16 protein-coding genes are annotated in these 17,704 nt (G+C 52.2%); 8 read left to right on the top strand and 8 right to left on the bottom strand.

Going from position 1 to position 17,704, the window contains the following annotated elements; all coding sequences use genetic code 11:
* Nucleotides 1–46: 46 nt before the first annotated feature.
* A complete protein-coding gene (locus LC073_RS15435; protein ID WP_226648202.1) occupies nucleotides 47–805 on the top strand; it encodes a YciK family oxidoreductase in 759 nt (252 codons plus the stop codon).
* A 71-nt stretch (nucleotides 806–876) separates the two neighbouring features.
* On the opposite strand, the gene LC073_RS15440 is transcribed toward LC073_RS15435, so the two are convergent.
* A complete protein-coding gene (locus LC073_RS15440) occupies nucleotides 877–1,185 on the bottom strand; it encodes a hypothetical protein (RefSeq protein WP_226648203.1) in 309 nt (102 codons plus the stop codon).
* A 264-nt stretch (nucleotides 1,186–1,449) separates the two neighbouring features.
* Here LC073_RS15440 and LC073_RS15445 point away from each other — a divergent pair, with 264 nt between their 5' ends.
* The 3 genes from LC073_RS15445 (at nucleotide 1,450) to LC073_RS15455 (ending at nucleotide 3,968) form a co-directional block, all read left to right on the top strand.
* Entirely contained in the window at nucleotides 1,450–1,869 is a 420-nt protein-coding gene (locus tag LC073_RS15445) for a hypothetical protein (RefSeq protein ID WP_226648206.1), read from the top strand.
* 186 nt (nucleotides 1,870–2,055) lie between these two features.
* On the top strand, nucleotides 2,056–3,204 hold the full coding sequence (locus LC073_RS15450; RefSeq protein WP_226648208.1) for an RNA polymerase sigma factor RpoD/SigA: 1,149 nt from the start codon (nucleotides 2,056–2,058) through the stop codon (nucleotides 3,202–3,204).
* Nucleotides 3,205–3,530: 326 nt separating this feature from the next.
* Nucleotides 3,531–3,968, top strand: a complete 438-nt coding sequence (locus LC073_RS15455) for an acyloxyacyl hydrolase (protein ID WP_226648209.1) — start codon at nucleotides 3,531–3,533, stop codon at nucleotides 3,966–3,968.
* Between the two features lie 15 nt (nucleotides 3,969–3,983).
* On the opposite strand, the gene LC073_RS15460 is transcribed toward LC073_RS15455, so the two are convergent.
* A complete protein-coding gene (locus LC073_RS15460; protein ID WP_226648210.1) occupies nucleotides 3,984–5,102 on the bottom strand; it encodes a glycosyltransferase in 1,119 nt (372 codons plus the stop codon).
* 186 nt (nucleotides 5,103–5,288) lie between these two features.
* On the opposite strand from LC073_RS15460, the gene LC073_RS15465 reads away from it, so the two are divergent.
* Nucleotides 5,289–6,179, top strand: a complete 891-nt coding sequence (locus LC073_RS15465; RefSeq protein WP_226648212.1) for a TraB/GumN family protein — start codon at nucleotides 5,289–5,291, stop codon at nucleotides 6,177–6,179.
* A 252-nt stretch (nucleotides 6,180–6,431) separates the two neighbouring features.
* Nucleotides 6,432–7,742 carry an OprO/OprP family phosphate-selective porin gene (locus tag LC073_RS15470; RefSeq protein ID WP_226648214.1) on the top strand — a complete coding sequence of 437 codons (1,311 nt, stop codon included), beginning with the start codon at nucleotides 6,432–6,434 and terminating at the stop codon, nucleotides 7,740–7,742.
* A gap of 53 nt (nucleotides 7,743–7,795) precedes the next feature.
* Here LC073_RS15470 and LC073_RS15475 read toward each other — a convergent pair whose 3' ends face one another.
* Nucleotides 7,796–11,353: an indolepyruvate ferredoxin oxidoreductase family protein gene (locus LC073_RS15475; protein WP_226648216.1), complete on the bottom strand. Its 3,558-nt coding sequence runs from the start codon at nucleotides 11,351–11,353 to the stop codon at nucleotides 7,796–7,798.
* Nucleotides 11,354–11,630: 277 nt separating this feature from the next.
* On the opposite strand from LC073_RS15475, the gene LC073_RS15480 reads away from it, so the two are divergent.
* Nucleotides 11,631–12,101: an Lrp/AsnC family transcriptional regulator gene (locus LC073_RS15480; RefSeq protein ID WP_020413378.1), complete on the top strand. Its 471-nt coding sequence runs from the start codon at nucleotides 11,631–11,633 to the stop codon at nucleotides 12,099–12,101.
* Between the two features lie 54 nt (nucleotides 12,102–12,155).
* On the opposite strand, the gene LC073_RS15485 is transcribed toward LC073_RS15480, so the two are convergent.
* Together LC073_RS15485 and LC073_RS15490 are read right to left on the bottom strand one after the other, a co-directional pair.
* Complete coding sequence (locus LC073_RS15485; protein WP_226648217.1) at nucleotides 12,156–12,668, bottom strand: shikimate kinase; 513 nt, start codon at nucleotides 12,666–12,668, stop codon at nucleotides 12,156–12,158.
* 44 nt (nucleotides 12,669–12,712) lie between these two features.
* Entirely contained in the window at nucleotides 12,713–13,435 is a 723-nt protein-coding gene (locus LC073_RS15490) for an acyltransferase (RefSeq protein WP_226648218.1), read from the bottom strand.
* Between the two features lie 107 nt (nucleotides 13,436–13,542).
* On the opposite strand from LC073_RS15490, the gene LC073_RS15495 reads away from it, so the two are divergent.
* The gene (locus LC073_RS15495; protein WP_226648220.1) at nucleotides 13,543–14,160 is read left to right on the top strand and encodes a class I SAM-dependent methyltransferase; all 618 of its coding nucleotides are present in this window, start codon (nucleotides 13,543–13,545) and stop codon (nucleotides 14,158–14,160) included.
* Here the strand turns inward: LC073_RS15495 and LC073_RS15500 are convergent.
* Genes LC073_RS15500 through LC073_RS15510 form a run of 3 tightly spaced genes read right to left on the bottom strand, consistent with a single transcriptional unit; the run spans nucleotide 14,089 to nucleotide 17,293 of the window.
* Nucleotides 14,089–15,201, bottom strand: coding sequence for a prenyltransferase/squalene oxidase repeat-containing protein (locus LC073_RS15500; protein ID WP_226648222.1), 1,113 nt, complete (start codon nucleotides 15,199–15,201; stop codon nucleotides 14,089–14,091). The two genes, LC073_RS15495 and LC073_RS15500, sit on opposite strands and share 72 nt — an antisense overlap.
* The gene (locus LC073_RS15505; RefSeq protein ID WP_226648223.1) at nucleotides 15,198–15,950 is read right to left on the bottom strand and encodes a class I SAM-dependent methyltransferase; all 753 of its coding nucleotides are present in this window, start codon (nucleotides 15,948–15,950) and stop codon (nucleotides 15,198–15,200) included. Before LC073_RS15505 ends, LC073_RS15500 begins: the two co-directional genes overlap by 4 nt.
* The gene (locus LC073_RS15510) at nucleotides 15,950–17,293 is read right to left on the bottom strand and encodes a glycosyltransferase family 4 protein (RefSeq protein ID WP_226648224.1); all 1,344 of its coding nucleotides are present in this window, start codon (nucleotides 17,291–17,293) and stop codon (nucleotides 15,950–15,952) included. Before LC073_RS15510 ends, LC073_RS15505 begins: the two co-directional genes overlap by 1 nt.
* Nucleotides 17,294–17,704: the final 411 nt, after the last annotated feature.

Genomic DNA, 17,704 nt, shown 5'->3' on the forward strand with positions numbered 1-17,704 from the left:
CAAATCATGCCCGGCCCGATGCTGGGCGCCAGCATCAGGATGTTTCATGTCTGAATATGCCGGCGACTATGTCGCTCCACCAAGCTTACTAAAAGATAAAATCATACTTGTTACCGGCGCAGGTGACGGTATCGGCAAAGTTGCAGCAAAAACTTTCGCCGCACACGGAGCCACTGTAATACTATTGGGGCGCACCACCCCAAAGCTCGAAATGGTCTATGACGAGATTGAGGCCGCCGGGGGGCCACAGCCGGCAATTTTCCCTATGGATCTCAATGAAGCACGCATTGAGAACTTTGAAAATTTTGCCGAGGCCATTGATCAGGAATTTGGTCGTCTTGATGGCCTGCTTCACAATGCAAGCCTACTCGGACAGCGCACCCCCCTGGCAAATTACAATTTCGCTACCTGGCAACAGGTCATGCAGGTCAACGTCAATGCGGCATTTGGGCTCACCAAGACGCTGCTGCCTCTGTTGGAAAAATCCGAAGCCGGTTCGGTGGTGTTCACCAGCTCCAGCGTTGGCTTGAAGGGGCGGGCTTATTGGGGGGCCTACTCTGTTTCAAAATTCGCAACAGAAGGCCTGATGCAGGTACTCGCCGATGAATTGGAAGGTGTGTCCAGTATTCGGGTGAACAGCCTCAACCCAGGCGCTACCCGCACAGCCATGCGTGCGACAGCCTACCCGGCAGAAAACCCCAAATCAGTGTCTTCACCAGAAGAAATTATGCCGACTTACCTCTACTTAATGGGCAATGACAGCCGCGGCGAAAGCGGCAAACACTTCAGCGCGCAAAAGCGCTAGACCTTGCAAATAGCAAAAAACCGGGTAGCTCCCGGTTTTTTGCTGAGGCAGAGACAAAGGCGCTACCCCGATCACTTCTTAGGGGATTCCTCTCCCGATGGGTTTCTCTGCCCCACGCCTTTATCTGCCCCCATATGTTCAGGCACATCGGCAAAGACGTCCCCCTCAAATTCCATCATCTCACTACCACCGAGCATTTCGCCTTTCTTGACATTGCCTCTGGAAAAATCTTGCTCTATACCCTTACCCTGCTGATTCTGTGGCAGGGTTACCACGCTCGTAGAGGCAAAAGCCTCTCCTCCTACTGTAAGTCGCAGGCCCTCGATACCGAGGTAAGCTGCCATAACCAATATAACTGCGGGAGTAATAAGACTTTTCATCGTTCCGCCCCTGGATAGTTTTTGTCTATAGTTTAAATCCAATCAATAGCCAAGCACTCGACAAACCCCTAAGACAAGTACCGCTATAGAAGATGAGCCAACCAAAACGCTCTAACAAGGTGGCAGATTAGCTCATCTTTATCGAGGCTATTTTTCCATGAGGGTTCCACTAAAAGCGTGCGGAGACGCACAAATCCAATTGTTCATTACCCACAGGTCCGGCAGAATAAAGCCCACAACCGGCAAATAACGCAATAAATAGTCATGAATCGAATTTTTCTCATCTCCCTATTAGCCATCCTCGCCCCCAGTGTTTACGCGGACTCCCTAGGAAAACAACTCAAAGAGTGCTCAGAAATTACATCCAATTCGAATCGTCTGGCTTGTTATGACAAGCTCAGTAACTCTCTTGAAGAACAAGCCGAGCAAGATTTCGGTCAAGAATACAAGCAAACTGTAGAAGCACCTGAGTCTATCGAAGCAAAAATCGCAGAGATTCAAGAGGGCGCCCACAATAAGAAAATTGTCACTCTGGAAAACGGCCAAATCTGGAAGCAGAATGATACGGGTCGCATATTCTGGAAGGCCGGTGACCTCGTTGTCGTAGAGCGCGCGATGTTTGGCTCTTTCTTTATGCAACCCATTGATGGCGGAAAGAAAATGCGGGTCAAGCGCCTGAAATAACTTACCCTTAGCAATCCGGGCGCTGTCTGCGCCCACTCATCCCCCCACGCAAAGACTTATCAGTCAGCCTTTATAGGTCGCAAAATTCAACTTTCATCTATCGTTAAGGTGAAATGGGCGCCAAAGGGTGCCTGGAGAGACTGAACAAAACATATCGTTCACGCAGTCAACAGAAGGTTTAAGCACTTGTCCCGAGAAAATTTTTACTCAAGGGATGAAGACTGGCTGAAGGATACAGACAACGCCCTCTCCGATTCCTGCTCCAAAGCGGAAAATCGCGGCCAGACAGAAGATGCCGGGCCCGATATCGAAGAGATCCATTCAGTTGGGGAGCCTCTGAGCGAAAGCGGCAGCACCCCAATGCAGAGCTATCTCAAGCACCTATACAGGCTTGAATTGCTCACACCCGAAGAGGAGCACAGCACCACCTGCCTGTTGCGAGATCTCGAGGACACCCTAATCGAGAAACTGCAGCAATGTGGCACCGAGCTTGTACAGCTGCGCAGCGAAGGCGTAGAGCAGCGCGGCAGTACCGGCGCCTATGATCACGGCCTGATCATTGCTCACACCGAAAAATTGATGGCCCGCGACGAACTTACCCGGAGGGAAAGAAGTAAGCTCGGCGGCCTTCTGCGGCGCTTCCAGGAACAGCGCAAGAAACTGATTCAGTGTAACCTGCGCCTGGTCATCGCCATTGCCAAGCGCTTCCGCAACCCTTCGGTACCTTTTATCGACCTGATTCAGGAGGGCAATGTCGGTTTGATGAAAGCCATAGAGCGCTTCAAACCGCAAATGGGCTACCGCTTTTCCACCTATGCCTACTGGTGGATTCAACAGGAAATACAGCTGGCTATGCGTCGCAATGAGGATTTGGTGCGCCAGCCAGCCAATGTGCAGGATGATTTGCGAACAATTTACCGTGCGATCGGCGAGATACGCGCCCTAGGTCAGCCCGCATCCGATGAGAATCTGGTGAAGCATACAGGGCTCGATCTCGAACGCATCCAAAGCCTACTCAAGCTACCTGGCCCCACTGGCTCACTGGACGACCCTGTCGCAGACGACCAGAGCAGTACCCGCCTGGATTACGCTCCCGCCGACGAGCTTTACAACACCGATGAGCTGGTTACCAATCAAGAGTTGGCAGAGCGGCTGCGTGAGGCTGTCAACCGTTTGCCGCCGCGGCAGCGAACCGTGCTAAACCTGCGCTATGGATTGATCTCAGATAGGGATTGTTCTTTCCGGGTTATCGGTGAGCAACTTGGACTCAGCCAGGAGCGCGCGCGCCAGCTGCACTCCGATGCAATCCGCCAACTGAAGCGACAGTGGCGATAACTATCCAGGAACCGATAACAGCTTCATATCCTGGCATTGGGGGCTGATTTTCAGCCTCCAACCGATCACCTCCGATCAAACAGGAGGAAGCCGGTGGCGGTCAGCGAGTACCTTGCTTGCCATCAATCACATTCCCACTAGTCTTAGTTACAGCTCTAGCAATTATCCCCCTACAACCCATGCGTAAATCTTCCACAAAGGCTGCGGGCGGAAACACAGCGCCAGGCTGTATACTTTTCTTCGCCTTGAATTTCCTCTATTCACAGGCAGCTCTCGCTGAACAGGAAATTATTATCAGCGCCGGAAAGGGGCTGGGAAATGCCTTAATGCAGCGGGATTCTATTTCTGCCGCCAAGGTAGCCGGCGTGAACTACTCGTACCTACTCACCTCCTCCAATAACGCCAATAATTCATGGCAATGGTGGGGCCAGGGTAGCTACTCTCATATACGCCTGGAACATCTCAATGAAACCCAACAGCAAAACATCATAGAAATCAAACCGGTACTACGCTGGTATCCGCACAGCGAACCCTTAGGTGGATTTGGTGAAGCGGGAGTTGGCGCTTCTTACTTAAGCCAACGGGAATTCGGCGATATTCAGCTCAGCACCAAGATTAACTTTGCTCTGCATTTTGCCCTAGGTTATCGCTTTAGCAGTGGCCATATTTTATCGCTACGCTATAGCCACTTCTCCAATGCCTACACAAACATCCCCAACCCCGGTTTCGACTTCGCTTCAATCAATGGGCATTTTAATTTCTAATCCAACTCTGAGACGCTAGCAATCGCCGGTTAGAGAGACTGTACTCAGACTCCGGTAGATATTCACAGTCTTTTTAACGATATCTTCATGAAAAAAGCCGTGCAATTCCGCTTTATCCCGCTGCGCCATCAAAGCTAGGCCTAGATCACAAAGGGCTTGTGGGCTCCCCCGCTCGACCACACCTTGAGAAAAACAATGCGTCAGCACTTCTCCAGCACAGGTATCTTTATAAGCAACTACCGCACACCCCATCGCCAAAGCCTGCATCGCATTTTGGCCTTTAGGCTCTTCCGGGTCGGCGAGGCAAAAAGCTAACTGGGAGGAAGCATAGAGTTCCCGTAAATCTTTTCTATCTCCCAGAAACAGCACACTCCCCTCAAGCCCCAGCTCTTGGGCTAACTGTTCCAGCTTGCGTACATAGCTTAAATCGCCACCCTTCGGTACCCCTACCACCAGCCCCAATAAGTCTTCCCGGCTCTCCTTAGCCTGCGCCAAAGCCTGTAAAAAGGTTCTCAGCTCCCCTTTCTCTGACAGGGAACCCGAATACAACCACCAATTTTTACCTTCCAGTTGCGGGTAGCTATTCAAGAAGCGTAAATGCCATTGGCTCGATACCGGTTTACTGCGGTCAAACTCCCGGGAATTAATGCCCCAATACACAACATGGGCTGAGTCAGCCAACTTTTCCCCAAAATGTTGCTGCAAATGATTTGCGATCCCCCTGGATGCTGCAATGACAGATTGCCCAGAAACCAATCCAGCATCCCGTCGGCCAGGTGAAAAATACTGATCGACATGGGTAATCAAAATGGGACGTGTGTCGACATTCATGCCCCGCCAAGCCCGCCAAACCAGCTGGGCAGTCAAGCGCCCGTGAACATGAATCACATCGGCATTTAAACTTTGCAGGACATTACGCAAACGGCGTGAAAAGGCCATAGCCAGAAAAGGCTTCTTATTCAAAGATAATCGGATATGCTGAATGTCATGCAACTCTAAACGGTTTACCAGTGCTCCCCCAGCAGAAATCACTATGGGTTTAACGCCCTGCCGGGCCAGTTCCTGAATAAATTCCAGCGCGGCCTTACCTACCTCTCCAGGCTCCAACTCAGGCCAGACTTGTACGATTCTCAAAATACCTACCGCAAAAATGGAACAAAGGCGGTATTTTGACCCTCACAGAAATAATTTCCCAGTAGATTCCACACAACTTTGCAACAAACCCCTCTGGCCCGTCCAATTTGCCAACACAGCCCCCCAGTATGAGATGGGCTTCGCGAGTGCTAACATGACTCGCCTCAACACCTTCAGGGAAAAGTAATGTTCCAGCGCTATTTCACACAGTCGATCGCTCTTATTCTTATTTTGTTTGTTGGTACTGCCACCGCAGCTGAAACAAACCACGGTATTTTCTGGAAAGCCACCAAGGAGGATAAAACGGTCTACCTGCTGGGCTCTATCCACTTGGCAACGGAAGATTTTTATCCGATGCGCTCCCAAATAGAGCGCGCCTATGCCAACAGCGATGCTATTGCCGTTGAAGCCGATGTCCTCGCCGCCGAAAGTGACATAATGGTGCAACAGAAAATTATGATGGAATCGGTCTATCAAGGAGAGCGCAGTCTGCGTGACGACCTGCCAGCAGATTTGTATAAGAGACTGCAAGCGTGGATGCATAAACGCAACATGCCGGAAGCCATGTTTATTCGCCAGCGCCCGGCTATCGCTATGATTTCCATGGGCATGATCGAAATGCAGGCTCAGGGTCTCAATCCTGAATTGGGTATTGACCGTCACTTTCTCACCAAAGCCAAAAAAGATGGCAAACCAGTAGTGGAACTCGAAGGTGTCGTTCAGCAATTCCAGCTTTTGAACGGCTTAGATAATCCTGCCCTATTACTCCAGCAGACGTTAGAACAACTGGAAGATATTTCCACCTTCCTACCTCAACTCACCAATGCCTGGAAAGCCGGGGATCACGATGCCCTCAACCGTCTGATAATACTCGATGGTCTTGAGGAAAATCCCGAATATAAGCCCCTTTACGACAAGCTATTTTTTCAGCGCAATAAGAATATGGCCAATAAAATTGTATCCAAAGCGCCGAAATATGACTCACTGTTTGTGGTTGTCGGCGCCGGTCACTTGGTGGGACAAGGCAGTATTGCAGAGCTGATGGAACAAAAAGGCTATAACCTGGAGCGCATTTAATTTTTTCCAGGCAGCGTAATCAATAAGTTGAATATTTTTATCCTTTTGCCCGCGAAATATTGGCGCAGACATAAATAGTTGTCGGTGTTTCACGGGCTTACCAAATATCGCCTGCACTTCGCACGTTCAAAGCAAGCGCGCTTTTACCCACAAAAAAGCTGAATCGGCGAAAAACCGATTAATCGTCATACTCACTTGCTAAACTGCAACAACACGCCGCAGTAGTCACTGCAGTTTTCCAGGGAGTATCCCATGAAACGCTACGGCCTACTTTGCGCCCTAGCCTGTGCACTTGCCGCATCCCCCGCCACAGCCGATAAGGCCAAAACAGAAGGTGGGCTCAAAATTACATCTGACGATGGCAATTTTTCCGCTGAGCTCGGCGGTCGAATCCATTTTGACACCTACTTTTTTGATAAAGACGACAACTACTTTGACAGTTTCTTCATAGATGATGAATTTGAAGAGCCGGTAAACACCACGGATTTTCGTCGAGTACGTCTGGCAATGAAGGGAAAACTCTGGAAGTGGGAATACAAGCTGGAAAGGGATTTCGCCTCAGCCGGAACTGGGGGGCTTAGAGATGTATTTCTGGCCACTGAAATTTTCGACGGCAAACTTCGCATTGGTAACTTCAAACCCAGCCGCTCTATTAATGAGCTAACCAGCTCCAATGATATCACCATGATGGAAAGATCCTTCGCCACTGCCGCCGGTATTTTCGCCGACCGTGGCCGACAACAAGGGATTGGCTGGAACACCCACTGGTGCTGCCATACATTTGGTATCGATCTCTTTAACCTGCGCAATCCCGGTGACCCACGCAATGAAGGCATAGGAAGCGCAGCCCGGCTAACCTGGGCCCCAATTAACGAGCCCATCAGCACCCTGCACCTCGGCACCTATTTAAGTTATGAAGATGCCAATGAGGACACCTTAGCCCGTGAGGCCCTGGTTGAGTATGCCGGTCGTCGTGGCCCGGAGCAGCTGGTTGCTTTAAGCCCCGGCGGCGGAGAATTTTTCTTTGGAGATTTTGGCGATGATGAGTTTTATCAAGGTGACCCAGGTGGAGATGTGTGGATTTTTGGGCTGGAATTAGCCGGTACTTACGGACCTTTTTACGCTCAATCAGAATACGCTTTTGGCAATTTTTCTGGGGATCTCTATCTATCAGAGCTCACCTTCCAGGATTTCTTTGGCGCACCACCCAGTTTTTTTTGCGATCCATTTACCGGCTGTTTCATCGGCGATCAAGATGTGCGCACCTGGTATATCACCGGCAGCTGGGCGATCACCGGGCAACATAAACCCTACGACGATAAAATAGGCGTCTTTAAATCCATCAAACCCACCCCACCGGAAGGCGCTTTCGAAGTAACCGCACGTTACGACGCCATTGAAAATAAGGATATTCCCGGCATGAGGGTTAGCAACTTTGTTTTTGGATTTAATTATTATTTCAATCCCAAGGTGCGCTTAATGATGAATATAACACTTGGGGATGATGATTTTACCGGTGATCAAACCAAACAGTTCGCTGTTCGAATGCAGGGATACTGGTAAGAGAAATAGCCCCGGTTGGAACCCCCGGGGCTATTGCTATTAAGGAGAGAGTGTTAACCCACCTGCTGGGCTTTAGTGGGATCGAAAATCTCAACCTCACTGGCCTGACCAGCATTTCGGGTAGGATTTTCGAAGCGGCTTAGCGCCAGCTCTCTCTGCCGTTGGGCTTCCAGCAAGCTGGCCTCTTTGATGTGCCCATAGCCTTTAATAACCTCTGGATAGCTGAGCAGTTCAACAGCCGCCTGGTGGTTTTGCGCATTCAACTCACCCACCACTTTTTCAACCAGCTGCTCGTACTCAGTAATCAAGGCCCGCTCCAAGCGGCGCTCAGCGGTATAGTCGAAAATGTCCAGGGCCGTACCGCGCAAGAACTTCAGCTTGGCCAAGACTCCAAACGCTTTATACATCCAACCGCCAAATTTCATCTTGCGCGGGCGCCCCAGCACCTTGTCGAAACGGGCCAGTAGGGGTGGAGCCAGATTGAATTCGAGAACAAAATCGCCGCTGAAATTTTCCTGCAGAGACTGGGTAAAGCGTCCATCCGTGTAAAGGCGCGCTACCTCATACTCGTCCTTGTAAGCGAGCAGCTTGGCATAATTGCGCGCGACCACCTCGGCAAGCGCCTGACTCGCCGGTGAATTAAGGATTTCTGCCGCTTTGACCTTATCTACCAAAGTCTGATAACGCTTGGCCAACGCCTCATTTTGATAGCCGGTCAGGTGTTCAATCCGATGGGCAACAATCTCATCCAATCCTTTGGGCAACACGGCGGGCGCGCGGTCATGTGCAAGAAGCCGGTTTAGAATCTTGCGATCTGCTGCTGCCAGGCGCCCGGCAGCAAATCCCTGCAGGTTGCCCTCAACCGCCACGCCATTCAGCTCAATAGCCTGTAACAGCGACGCCTGGGAGAGTGGCAGAAGGCCTTTTTGCCAGGCAAAACCCAACATAAATATATTGGCCGCCAGGGTATCTCCCAGTGCAGACTTGGTCAGACGATGGGCATCAATGGAATCCAACTCGCTGACCGCACTGCTCAGAGTATCGAGGACTGCCTGTGGAGAGTGGGCATCCTCACGGCCCAAAACGGTGGCAGCGGTGGGACTCAGGTGAGTATTCACCACAGCACGGCTATGGGTTTCATCCAGTTTGGCCAGGCAAGCGGCGAGGTTTCCGGCGGCAATCAAGTCGCAGGCCATCAGTGCATCGGCACGACCATCCGAGATACGTACAGCCTGCAACGCTTCGGGCTGGGCGGCAAATCGGATATGGGAATACACCGCACCGCCTTTTTGCGCGAGGCCGGTCTGATCCAAGGTACTGCAGGCTTTGCCCTCAATATGCGCTGCCATCGCCAACAGCGCTCCGATGGTCACCACACCGGTGCCACCTACTCCGGTTACTAGGAAGTTATAGGGCTCACCAAGGCCTGGTAGCTGTGGCACAGGCAGCTTATCGGCCTCTGTACGCAATACATCACCAACACCCGCACCCTTGGCCAAGCGCCCACCCTTTACGGTAACAAACGAAGGGCAAAAACCATTGATACAGGACAGATCCTGGTTGCAGCCGGTCTGGTTGACGCGGCGCTTGTCCCCCAAAGCCGTGGAAACCTTTTCCACGGCAATACAGCTGGACTGTTGCACACAATCGCCACAGCCTTCACACACCAATTCATTGATAAAGGGGCGCCCCTCAGCCTGGGGCAGCAGGCCGCGTTTACGCTTGCGTCGCAGCTCAGTGGCGCAAGTCTGGTCGTAAATAATAACCGTACACCCTTCCACATCACGCAATTCTTCCATCACCGCCGGCATATAGTCCCGATGGCGAATCTCGACTTCGGAAGGGAAGCTCAGAGCCCCCTGGTATTTATCTGGATTGTCCATCACCAGAACGACTTTCTGCACACCCTCTGCCAGTACCTGGCGGCAGATCATATCCGGTGCCAACTCTCCATCGTGGGGCTGACCACCCGTCATGGCGACGGCGTCGTTGAACAGGATTTTGTAGGTGATATTTACCCTAGCGGCAACAGAGGCGCGAATGGCGAGAATTCCCGAATGGAAATAGGTGCCATCCCCCAGATTCACAAACACATGCTTTTCGTCAGTGAAGGGCGCCTGCCCTACCCAGTTAACCCCCTCAGCCCCCATTTGCGTAAAGGTGAATGTCTCGCGATCCAACCACTGGGCCATATAGTGACAGCCGATTCCGGCAAGCGCGCGACTACCCTCCGGCACCTTGGTGGAACGGTTGTGGGGGCAGCCGGCACAAAACATGGGGAGGCGTGACACACTGGAACCCGCCTGTTGTGCGATACGTTGCGCCAGGGCGTTGAGGCGCATTAAGCGGTGTTGCCCGCGCTCACCCAGTTGATCTTGATCCAAAATCAGACCCAGCACCTGGGAAATGATGGCCGGAGATAACTCTCCATAGGCAGGCATTAACGGCTGGTCGTTTTCATCCACTTTACCGAGGATACGCGGAAAGTTGGGGTCCTTGAGGTGGACGTTGTACAGCTCTTCTTTCAGCTGTACCTCCATCAGGCTGCGCTTTTCCTCCAGCACCAGCAGGGTCTCCAGGCCCCGGGCAAATTTTTGGATACCGGGCACATCCAGGGGATAGGTCATCCCCACCTTGAGGATACGGATGCCCAGCTGTCGGGCTTTTTCCTCAGTAATGCCCATGTCCTCGAAGGCCTGCATCAAGTCCAGGTGAGCCTTGCCGGTAGTGACAATACCAAGACTGGCCTCTGGATTTTCCAGCACTACCTGGTTCAGTTTGTTGGCACGGGCAAATGCCAGAGCTGCCGGGCGCTTGTAGCGCCACAAGCGCTCCTCCTGTTCGAGGGGATTGTCCTGTTTGCGGATATTGAGCCCACCTTCAGGGCGCTCGATGTCGGGGTAGCTGAACTGCACTCGCTGTGGATCAACTTCCACCGTAGCGGAGCTATCCATATTTTCTGCCAGGGTGATCATCGCCACCCAACAGCCACTAAAGCGGGACAGCTCCAGGCCATAATGACCGTAATCCAGAACCTCTTGCACGGTTGCGGGATTCAAGACCGGAATATGCATATCCACAAAAGCAAATTCCGACTGTCCCGGATAGGAGGAGGACTTACAGCCGTGGTCATCCCCGGCAATGATAAGCGCACCGCCCTTCGGCGAGGAGCCCGCGGCATTGGCGTGACGGAAAGCATCACAGGAGCGGTCCACACCTGGCGTTTTGCCGTACCAAATTCCGCAGACACCATCCACCCGAGCGCCATCGAACAGGCCAACCTGCTGGGAACCCCATACCGCGGTCGCAGCCAGCTCTTCATTCACTCCGGGTTGGAATCGGATATTGTGCTGGTCCAGTAACTTTTTGGCTCGCGAGAGCTGTAGATCGTAGCCGCCCAAAGGGGAGCCGCGATAACCGGAGATAAAAGTCGCAGTATTCAGACCGCGGGATTGATCCATCCGCATCTGGTCGATGGGCAGGCGCACCAGTGCCTGAATCCCCGAAAGAAGCACACGGCCTTTTAGGGTGGTAAAACGATCATCCAGTGATATTGGTTTTTTTACCTGGGAGTCCACCGCGCGCTGGGGGCTGGCTACGTTATCAGTCATACACCTAGTTTCCGGTCATTTATTCTTCTCGAAACCCGGTTCGAGTTATAAGTCATTATTCTTCCGAATTGCTCCGATTCAGCATTAGAGAGTGCATTTTTTCGCCTCTCAGGCCATCCCTCTGGCGGGTAATCACAAAAAGCACTCAAGTTGAAACGGATTGGTCAGGTCATACTAGTGCGTTAAGCGCAACAGAGCATTGCTTTATTTACGTAAATGTGCGTAAATTTGTGATGAAAATCTCGATTGAGCAATTTTTTATAGGATAGGAGTCTTTATGAAGCGTTCGACAGACCTGGATGATTTCGACCGCAAGATTCTGCGAGCGCTGCAGGAGAACGCCGATTATTCCATGGCGGAGCTCGGAGACAAAGTCGGTCTTTCTCACACCCCCTGCTGGCGCCGCATCAAGAGACTGGAAGCGGAAGGCATTATTCGCGGCCGCGTCACTCTGTTGGACCCTCGTAAACTGGACCTCGGAGTCACGGTATACTGTTACGTGACCATCCACAACCATGATGAAGAGTCCCTAAATAATTTTGAATCCGCGGTACAGGACGTACAGGAAGTGGTCGAGTGCTATTCAACCAGCGGTGACAAGGACTATGTATTGCGCGTAGTGGTGGATAGTGTCGAACACTATGAACAACTGCTAAAACGCTCTCTGGTACACCTGCCCAATGTGGCCTCAGTAAATTCCACCTTTGCTCTCAAGCAAGTGAAATACACCACTCAGTTGCCGCTCTAGCAGCCGAAAAAAGACAAGCGCGATCTAAGCCCTGTAACCTCAGGGCTTACCCCTTCAAATCAGCCCGTGCAACTTTTGTAATAACTGTTCCAACGCCTGCTGCAGATCCAAACCATCACAGCTCAGGGTAATATCCGCATATTTGCGATAGAGAGCCTGCCGCTCCTCAAACAGATCTTCAAAACTTTGCCCCGGCGCCTTAGCTATCCCACGACTTTCATAATTATGGATTCGCCTGCGCAGCTCATCTGCGGAGCACTCCAAAAATACAATGGTTCCCTGCTCACGTAAATTAGCCATACCCTCCGCGCTATATACCGCACTGCCCCCAGTGGAAACCACATGCTTGGGCAGCTGTGCTGCGGCAATAACCTCTCCCTCAATGGCACGCAGGTTGAGGTAGTCACTATCCGCCATAATTTCCTGAAGGGTCTTTCCCTCCCGAGCCTGAATTAAAACATCAGTGTCGACAAAATCCAGGGCCAACTCTTTGGCCAACAAAACACCCAGGGTACTTTTGCCAGCGCCAGGCATGCCAATCAAAACAATACTTTTTCTTTTTTTCATCAGTTTATCTATTCGCAAAATCATAAGCGGGACTTAAAGCACCTTTAGTCACCGCGGCGGGGAAAAAATACTGAACGCAACCAACCGAAAAAACTATTGCCTTGCAGCATATATTTATCCAGCTCATCCATATTATGAGCCTGCCGAAAAGCGTCGGCAAAAAGCGCTTCGCGGGTGATCATTCTGCGCTTGGGATTAATCGTTTTTATCGGTTTGGCCGGGTTACCTGCCACCACCGTATTCGCAGGCACATCCTTGGTGACCACACTGCCCGCACCAACCACGGAGTTATCGCCGATACTAACGCCTTTACAAATCGTCGCGCTATCGCCAATCCAGACATTATTACCGAGGCGTATCGGTGCGGTGCAACGAAAGGGCCTGGTGCGATTGTAAAGGCCATGCCAGTCGGAATCGGAAATATAAACATTGGCGGCGATCATGCAGGCATCGCCAATTTCTATGGATTGCGCCGCCGAAATACGAACCCCAGGGGAAATCAACACGTAATCCCCAATAGTAATAAAAGCCTCGCCCCCCTTGTGCCCAAAGGTAGTAAAGCGAATACATTTCTCCGCATTGGAAATCAAATGAGGGTAATTACCCACGCGAACATTGCTTCCAAACACATGCACTGAAGAGGGGTCCATCACTTCCGGGTCAACACCTACCGCATCAAACTGAGGTAGCAGAAAATAGTGCGTGCGCCAGTTGCGCCAACGCAACTGCAGGCGCTTTAGCCAGTAAGGCCTATGATCCTTGCGCATAATTAAATTTCTATTCAGTGGGGCATACTGCCCACAAAAAATCACAATTGCTTTTGTGCAAGCGCCAGTTTAGTGTTTGGGCCAAGTAAAATAGCAAGCAGTACAATATGTCCATTCATTTGCCCATCGATATCCGAGCCATCAAGGGATTCCTTGCAGCCCACGAGGGGGAAGCGCTCTATCATCTTGCCGCCGAGGCCAGCAGCCTAGGCCCCTGCCTCGAAGTAGGCAGCTATTGTGGAAAGTCCACGATCTATTTGGCCTCGGCCTGCAAGCTGACCGACAGCGTCGTGTTTGCCGTGGACCACCATCGTGGTTCCGAGGAGCACCAGCCAGGCGAGGAATACCACGATCCCGATTTGTTTGACCAGAAAGCCAATCTGATGGATAGCTTCCGCACCTTTCGCGCCAATATGCGAGCGGCCAAACTGGAAGATTGGGTAGTGCCGGTAGTGGCTCCTTCAGCGGTGGCCGCACGTCATTGGAACACCCCGCTAGGGCTCGTATTTATTGACGGCGGACACTCCCTTGAGGCAGCAATGACGGACTATCGCAGCTGGTCTCGGCATATAGTGCCAGGCGGTTACCTGGCCATTCACGACATATTCCCCGATCCTGCCGATGGCGGCCAGGCCCCCTATGACATTTACAAACTAGCCCTGGCTTCCGCTCAATTCGAGCTGGTCGAAACTGTCGACACTCTGGGTATCCTGCGCCGCATCTGATGGCAGGCGTACCGTGGTAAATAGCCCGCTTGCCGGCGTCAGGTCGGCAAGCGCATCTGCCGCAAGCAACATAGCGCCCACAGTCCAGGTGGTTTTTTCCTCGGGCCAGACCGCCTGATCCCGATAGACATATCCCGTCCAATAACCACCATCACTGTCCTGCCAGCGATGCAGGCCCCGGTAAATAATCTCGGCGCGAGCCCGCTGGCCTGAAGCCAACAAGGCCATTGTCAACTCGCAGGATTCCGCCACGGTCACCCAGGGCTCATCATTGACACAACGGCAGCCCAAACCGGCCACCACAAATTCATCCCAGCGCTGTTGTAGACGTGCACGCGCGGCTTCGCCTGTAAAAGCGCCGGTAAGCACGGGGTAAAACCAGTCCATGGAAAAGCGCGCTTTGCTCTCCCAGGTACGGTCAAAACGCTCGGGCTTACTCTGTAACGCCTCGCCTAGTGCAGCGCGGCCCCGTATCCACTCCGCGCGCTCCAGCCCCAGCGCACTGGTAATATTAATCGCGCATTCGAGGCTTTTATAAACCGAGGCACACCCGGTAATCAGGGCATCCTCTTTAGGTTTTCCCTCGCTGTCTACAGCCCAGTGAATCTCGCCGTGTTCGGTCTGCAGGCTCAAGACAAAATTGATGGCACGCTCCACCATCGGCCAGTACCGCTGTAGAAAACGCCTATCACCGCTGATCAGGTAGTAATGCCAGATCCCAGTGGCTACATAGGCAACAAAATTACTCTCCCGGCGCTCGCTGTTATCAATCACTCCGTCTTTATAAGCCGCCCACCAGCTGCCATCTGGCAGTTGAATTTCCGCCAACCAACGATAGGCTTTTTCCGCAGCGATAAATTCCCCGGCGATGGCCAATCCCATGGCCGCCTCTACATGATCCCAGGGGTCGGCGTAATGCCCTTTAAACCAGGGAATTGAGCCATCGGGCAGCTGTTGAGAAAGGATGTAGGCTGCACTATTGCGCACAAAGTCCGTGGGGAACAGATTCGCCTTCTTTTGGGATATTGCCGTTTCACTCACGAGTTCGCCTCCTCTGCCAGAGGTAGGGATTCAGGGGCCTGCTGATCCGCCTTTACAAAATAGAGCGCGATACTTTTTCCCAATAGAGGATTTAACAATTTTTCCGTCACACGTGTGAGCACGGGCCGCTTCATTAAATCCCAAACAAGCAGGCGGTGGTAGGCAGCCACCAGGCGATTATCCGGATTGTTCCAAAACAGACATTTCAACCACCAATAGGGAGAGTGCAAAGCATGCGCCTTGTGACGAGCGAAATGGCGGTGTCCCAGGGCTTCAATACTCTGGCGCAGTTCACCCTCACGGAAAATGCGGATATGTCCCCCTTCTACCTGATGGTACTCATCGCTGAGTTGCCAACAGATCCACTCGGGGAAATACGCCGGTACGGTGGCGGCAAAGATGCCCGAAGGTTTGAGCACACGGTCTATTTCTGCGAGGACTTCCTTGTACTCGTGAATATGCTCCAGCACTTCGGAGCAGATCACCACATCAAATGTGGCATCGGCAAAAGGCAGCTGTAAGCCATTAGCAACGCCGAGTAACAGGCGCCCTTTAGCATGCTTTGGATGGTTAAAAGGTTCGGCACGCTCACTGGCAGTGCGCACATCATTGAGGCACAGATCTATCCCGTAGACATCCACCTCATCGGTGATCATCAAATGGATGGAGTGGCGCCCCTCACCACACCCCAGGTCCAAAACTTTCTGTCCCGGGCGAAGATTCAGGTGTTGCGGATCTACAGTAATCATCAGGCTGCCTCCGCACCGCTGACATCTGCGTCAACCAAATCGTTTTCTTGGTGCTGTTGCACCGCCGGCTCGCCGAGTATTTCGCGGTAGTAAGCCACCAGATTTGCCGCCGCCAGACTCCAACAGAACTTATTCTCTATACGCGCCCTGCCTTGAGCGCCCATATCGGCTTGTAAAGACTTTTCCTCCAGAACGCGCTCCAAAGCCTCCGCCAGCGCATTGCTGTCACCGGCCGGGACGACGATACCTGCATCGCCAACTACTTCTGGCAGCGCGCCACCATCACTGGAAACCACCGGGGCCCCGCAAGCCATCGCCTCACCCGCTGGCAGACCAAACCCTTCATAGAGTGACGGACAGGCAACAACTGTTGCACTGCGATAATGATTCACCAGTTCTTCATTGGAAATACCGGAAACAAACCGCACTGCATCCTGTAATTTCAGCTTTTTTAACAGCTTTTCGGTGGCGCCGCCTTCGCGTAAGCGCCCGACCACCAATAGTTCCAAACCGGGAAAGCGTTCACGCAATCCAGCCATGGCCTGCAACAAGACACCAAGGCCTTTGAGCGGCTGATCCGCCGAAGAGGTCGTCATGATGCGCAAGGACTGGCGATGTACTTTATCGTCGGGACTGAATATCTCTGTGTCGATACCGTTATAAATCAGGTGGATTTGCTCTGGTGCCACCCCAAACTGATCGATGATATCCCGCTCAGACTGGCGAGACACTGTGACAATATGGCGCAACTTCCTTGAAACCTTAATCTGCATATTCAAGAAGTTATGCCAACGCCGCACCAATAAACGAAAACGCCAGTCCGGCGCCGCATCCAGGGCTAACTGGCGATCACGGGTAATAGGATGGTGAATTGTGGCAACAACCGGAAGGCCGCTGCGCTCGATATCCAACAGGCCATAGCAAAGGGATTGGTTATCGTGAACTATGTCGTACTGGTGGCCATGTTGGCGCAGATATTTGCGCACTCGACGGCCAAAAGTGTAAGGCTCGGCAAAACCGCCGGTCAGTTTGCTCCACCACTCAAAGAAATCCGCCCAAGAGAGCAGGTGTTTCAGCCTGAGAGCAAGACTGGGTTTTTCTACTTCATAGAGGTTGAGTCCGGGCATCTTGATCAGCTTGACCCTTTCATCCAGCTCCGGATAAGGTTGACCGGATATAACATCCACGGAATGACCGGCATCAACCAATGCCTTACTCAAATAGCGGAGATAAATACCCTGGCCACCACTGTGTGGGTGGCTGCGATAACCCAGTAGACATATTTTTAGTGGCCGTGTCTCGCCAGCCATTGGACCGTCTGCACAATTTCCCAAGGCGGTCATAGATTCCCCATCTGCTTGTTCTGAGACCCACATACATTAATCAAAAAGGCAGCGCCGTGCTGTGAAGCCTGGCTATAGCAGTCGACCAATCCGGGGCCCTACGCTGGTAAAGCGGAAGAATACACTGGCGGAGAAATGACTGCTAGGCAGAAGCAGTCCACGCTCTTGGCCAGTCCGGCCTTCCGCGTGTCTTCTGAAGCCAAAACAAATCAAGCCAGTGAATTACCCTCAATTGCATTATCGCCGGTGAAATTTTGGCGAAAGCATAAAAATCCACACAATGCTTATCGTCCACTGCCAGCCCCCTACTCAGTACTTGTCCCACTCCAATATTGCGCCGGATTATTTACCTGACAGTAACACCCTAAGTTCAGCAGACTGAAACAAGTTAGGCGCAAAGAGAAAGGTGGC

The organism is Microbulbifer variabilis (assembly GCF_020524905.1).
In the GTDB taxonomy this organism is placed as follows: Bacteria; Pseudomonadota; Gammaproteobacteria; order Pseudomonadales; family Cellvibrionaceae; genus Microbulbifer; species Microbulbifer variabilis_A.

Bases quoted from the DNA above. Each gene is read 5' to 3' on its own strand.
- LC073_RS15435 (WP_226648202.1), top strand. From the start codon at position 47: ATGTCTGAATATGCCGGCGACTATGTCGCTCCACCAAGCTTACTAAAA.
- LC073_RS15440 (WP_226648203.1), bottom strand. From the start codon at position 1,185: ATGAAAAGTCTTATTACTCCCGCAGTTATATTGGTTATGGCAGCTTAC.
- LC073_RS15445 (WP_226648206.1), top strand. From the start codon at position 1,450: ATGAATCGAATTTTTCTCATCTCCCTATTAGCCATCCTCGCCCCCAGT.
- LC073_RS15455 (WP_226648209.1), top strand. From the start codon at position 3,531: ATGCAGCGGGATTCTATTTCTGCCGCCAAGGTAGCCGGCGTGAACTAC.
- LC073_RS15465 (WP_226648212.1), top strand. From the start codon at position 5,289: ATGTTCCAGCGCTATTTCACACAGTCGATCGCTCTTATTCTTATTTTG.
- LC073_RS15470 (WP_226648214.1), top strand. From the start codon at position 6,432: ATGAAACGCTACGGCCTACTTTGCGCCCTAGCCTGTGCACTTGCCGCA.
- LC073_RS15475 (WP_226648216.1), bottom strand. From the start codon at position 11,353: ATGACTGATAACGTAGCCAGCCCCCAGCGCGCGGTGGACTCCCAGGTA.
- LC073_RS15480 (WP_020413378.1), top strand. From the start codon at position 11,631: ATGAAGCGTTCGACAGACCTGGATGATTTCGACCGCAAGATTCTGCGA.
- LC073_RS15485 (WP_226648217.1), bottom strand. From the start codon at position 12,668: ATGAAAAAAAGAAAAAGTATTGTTTTGATTGGCATGCCTGGCGCTGGC.
- LC073_RS15490 (WP_226648218.1), bottom strand. From the start codon at position 13,435: ATGCGCAAGGATCATAGGCCTTACTGGCTAAAGCGCCTGCAGTTGCGT.
- LC073_RS15495 (WP_226648220.1), top strand. From the start codon at position 13,543: ATGTCCATTCATTTGCCCATCGATATCCGAGCCATCAAGGGATTCCTT.
- LC073_RS15505 (WP_226648223.1), bottom strand. From the start codon at position 15,950: ATGATTACTGTAGATCCGCAACACCTGAATCTTCGCCCGGGACAGAAA.
- LC073_RS15510 (WP_226648224.1), bottom strand. From the start codon at position 17,293: ATGACCGCCTTGGGAAATTGTGCAGACGGTCCAATGGCTGGCGAGACA.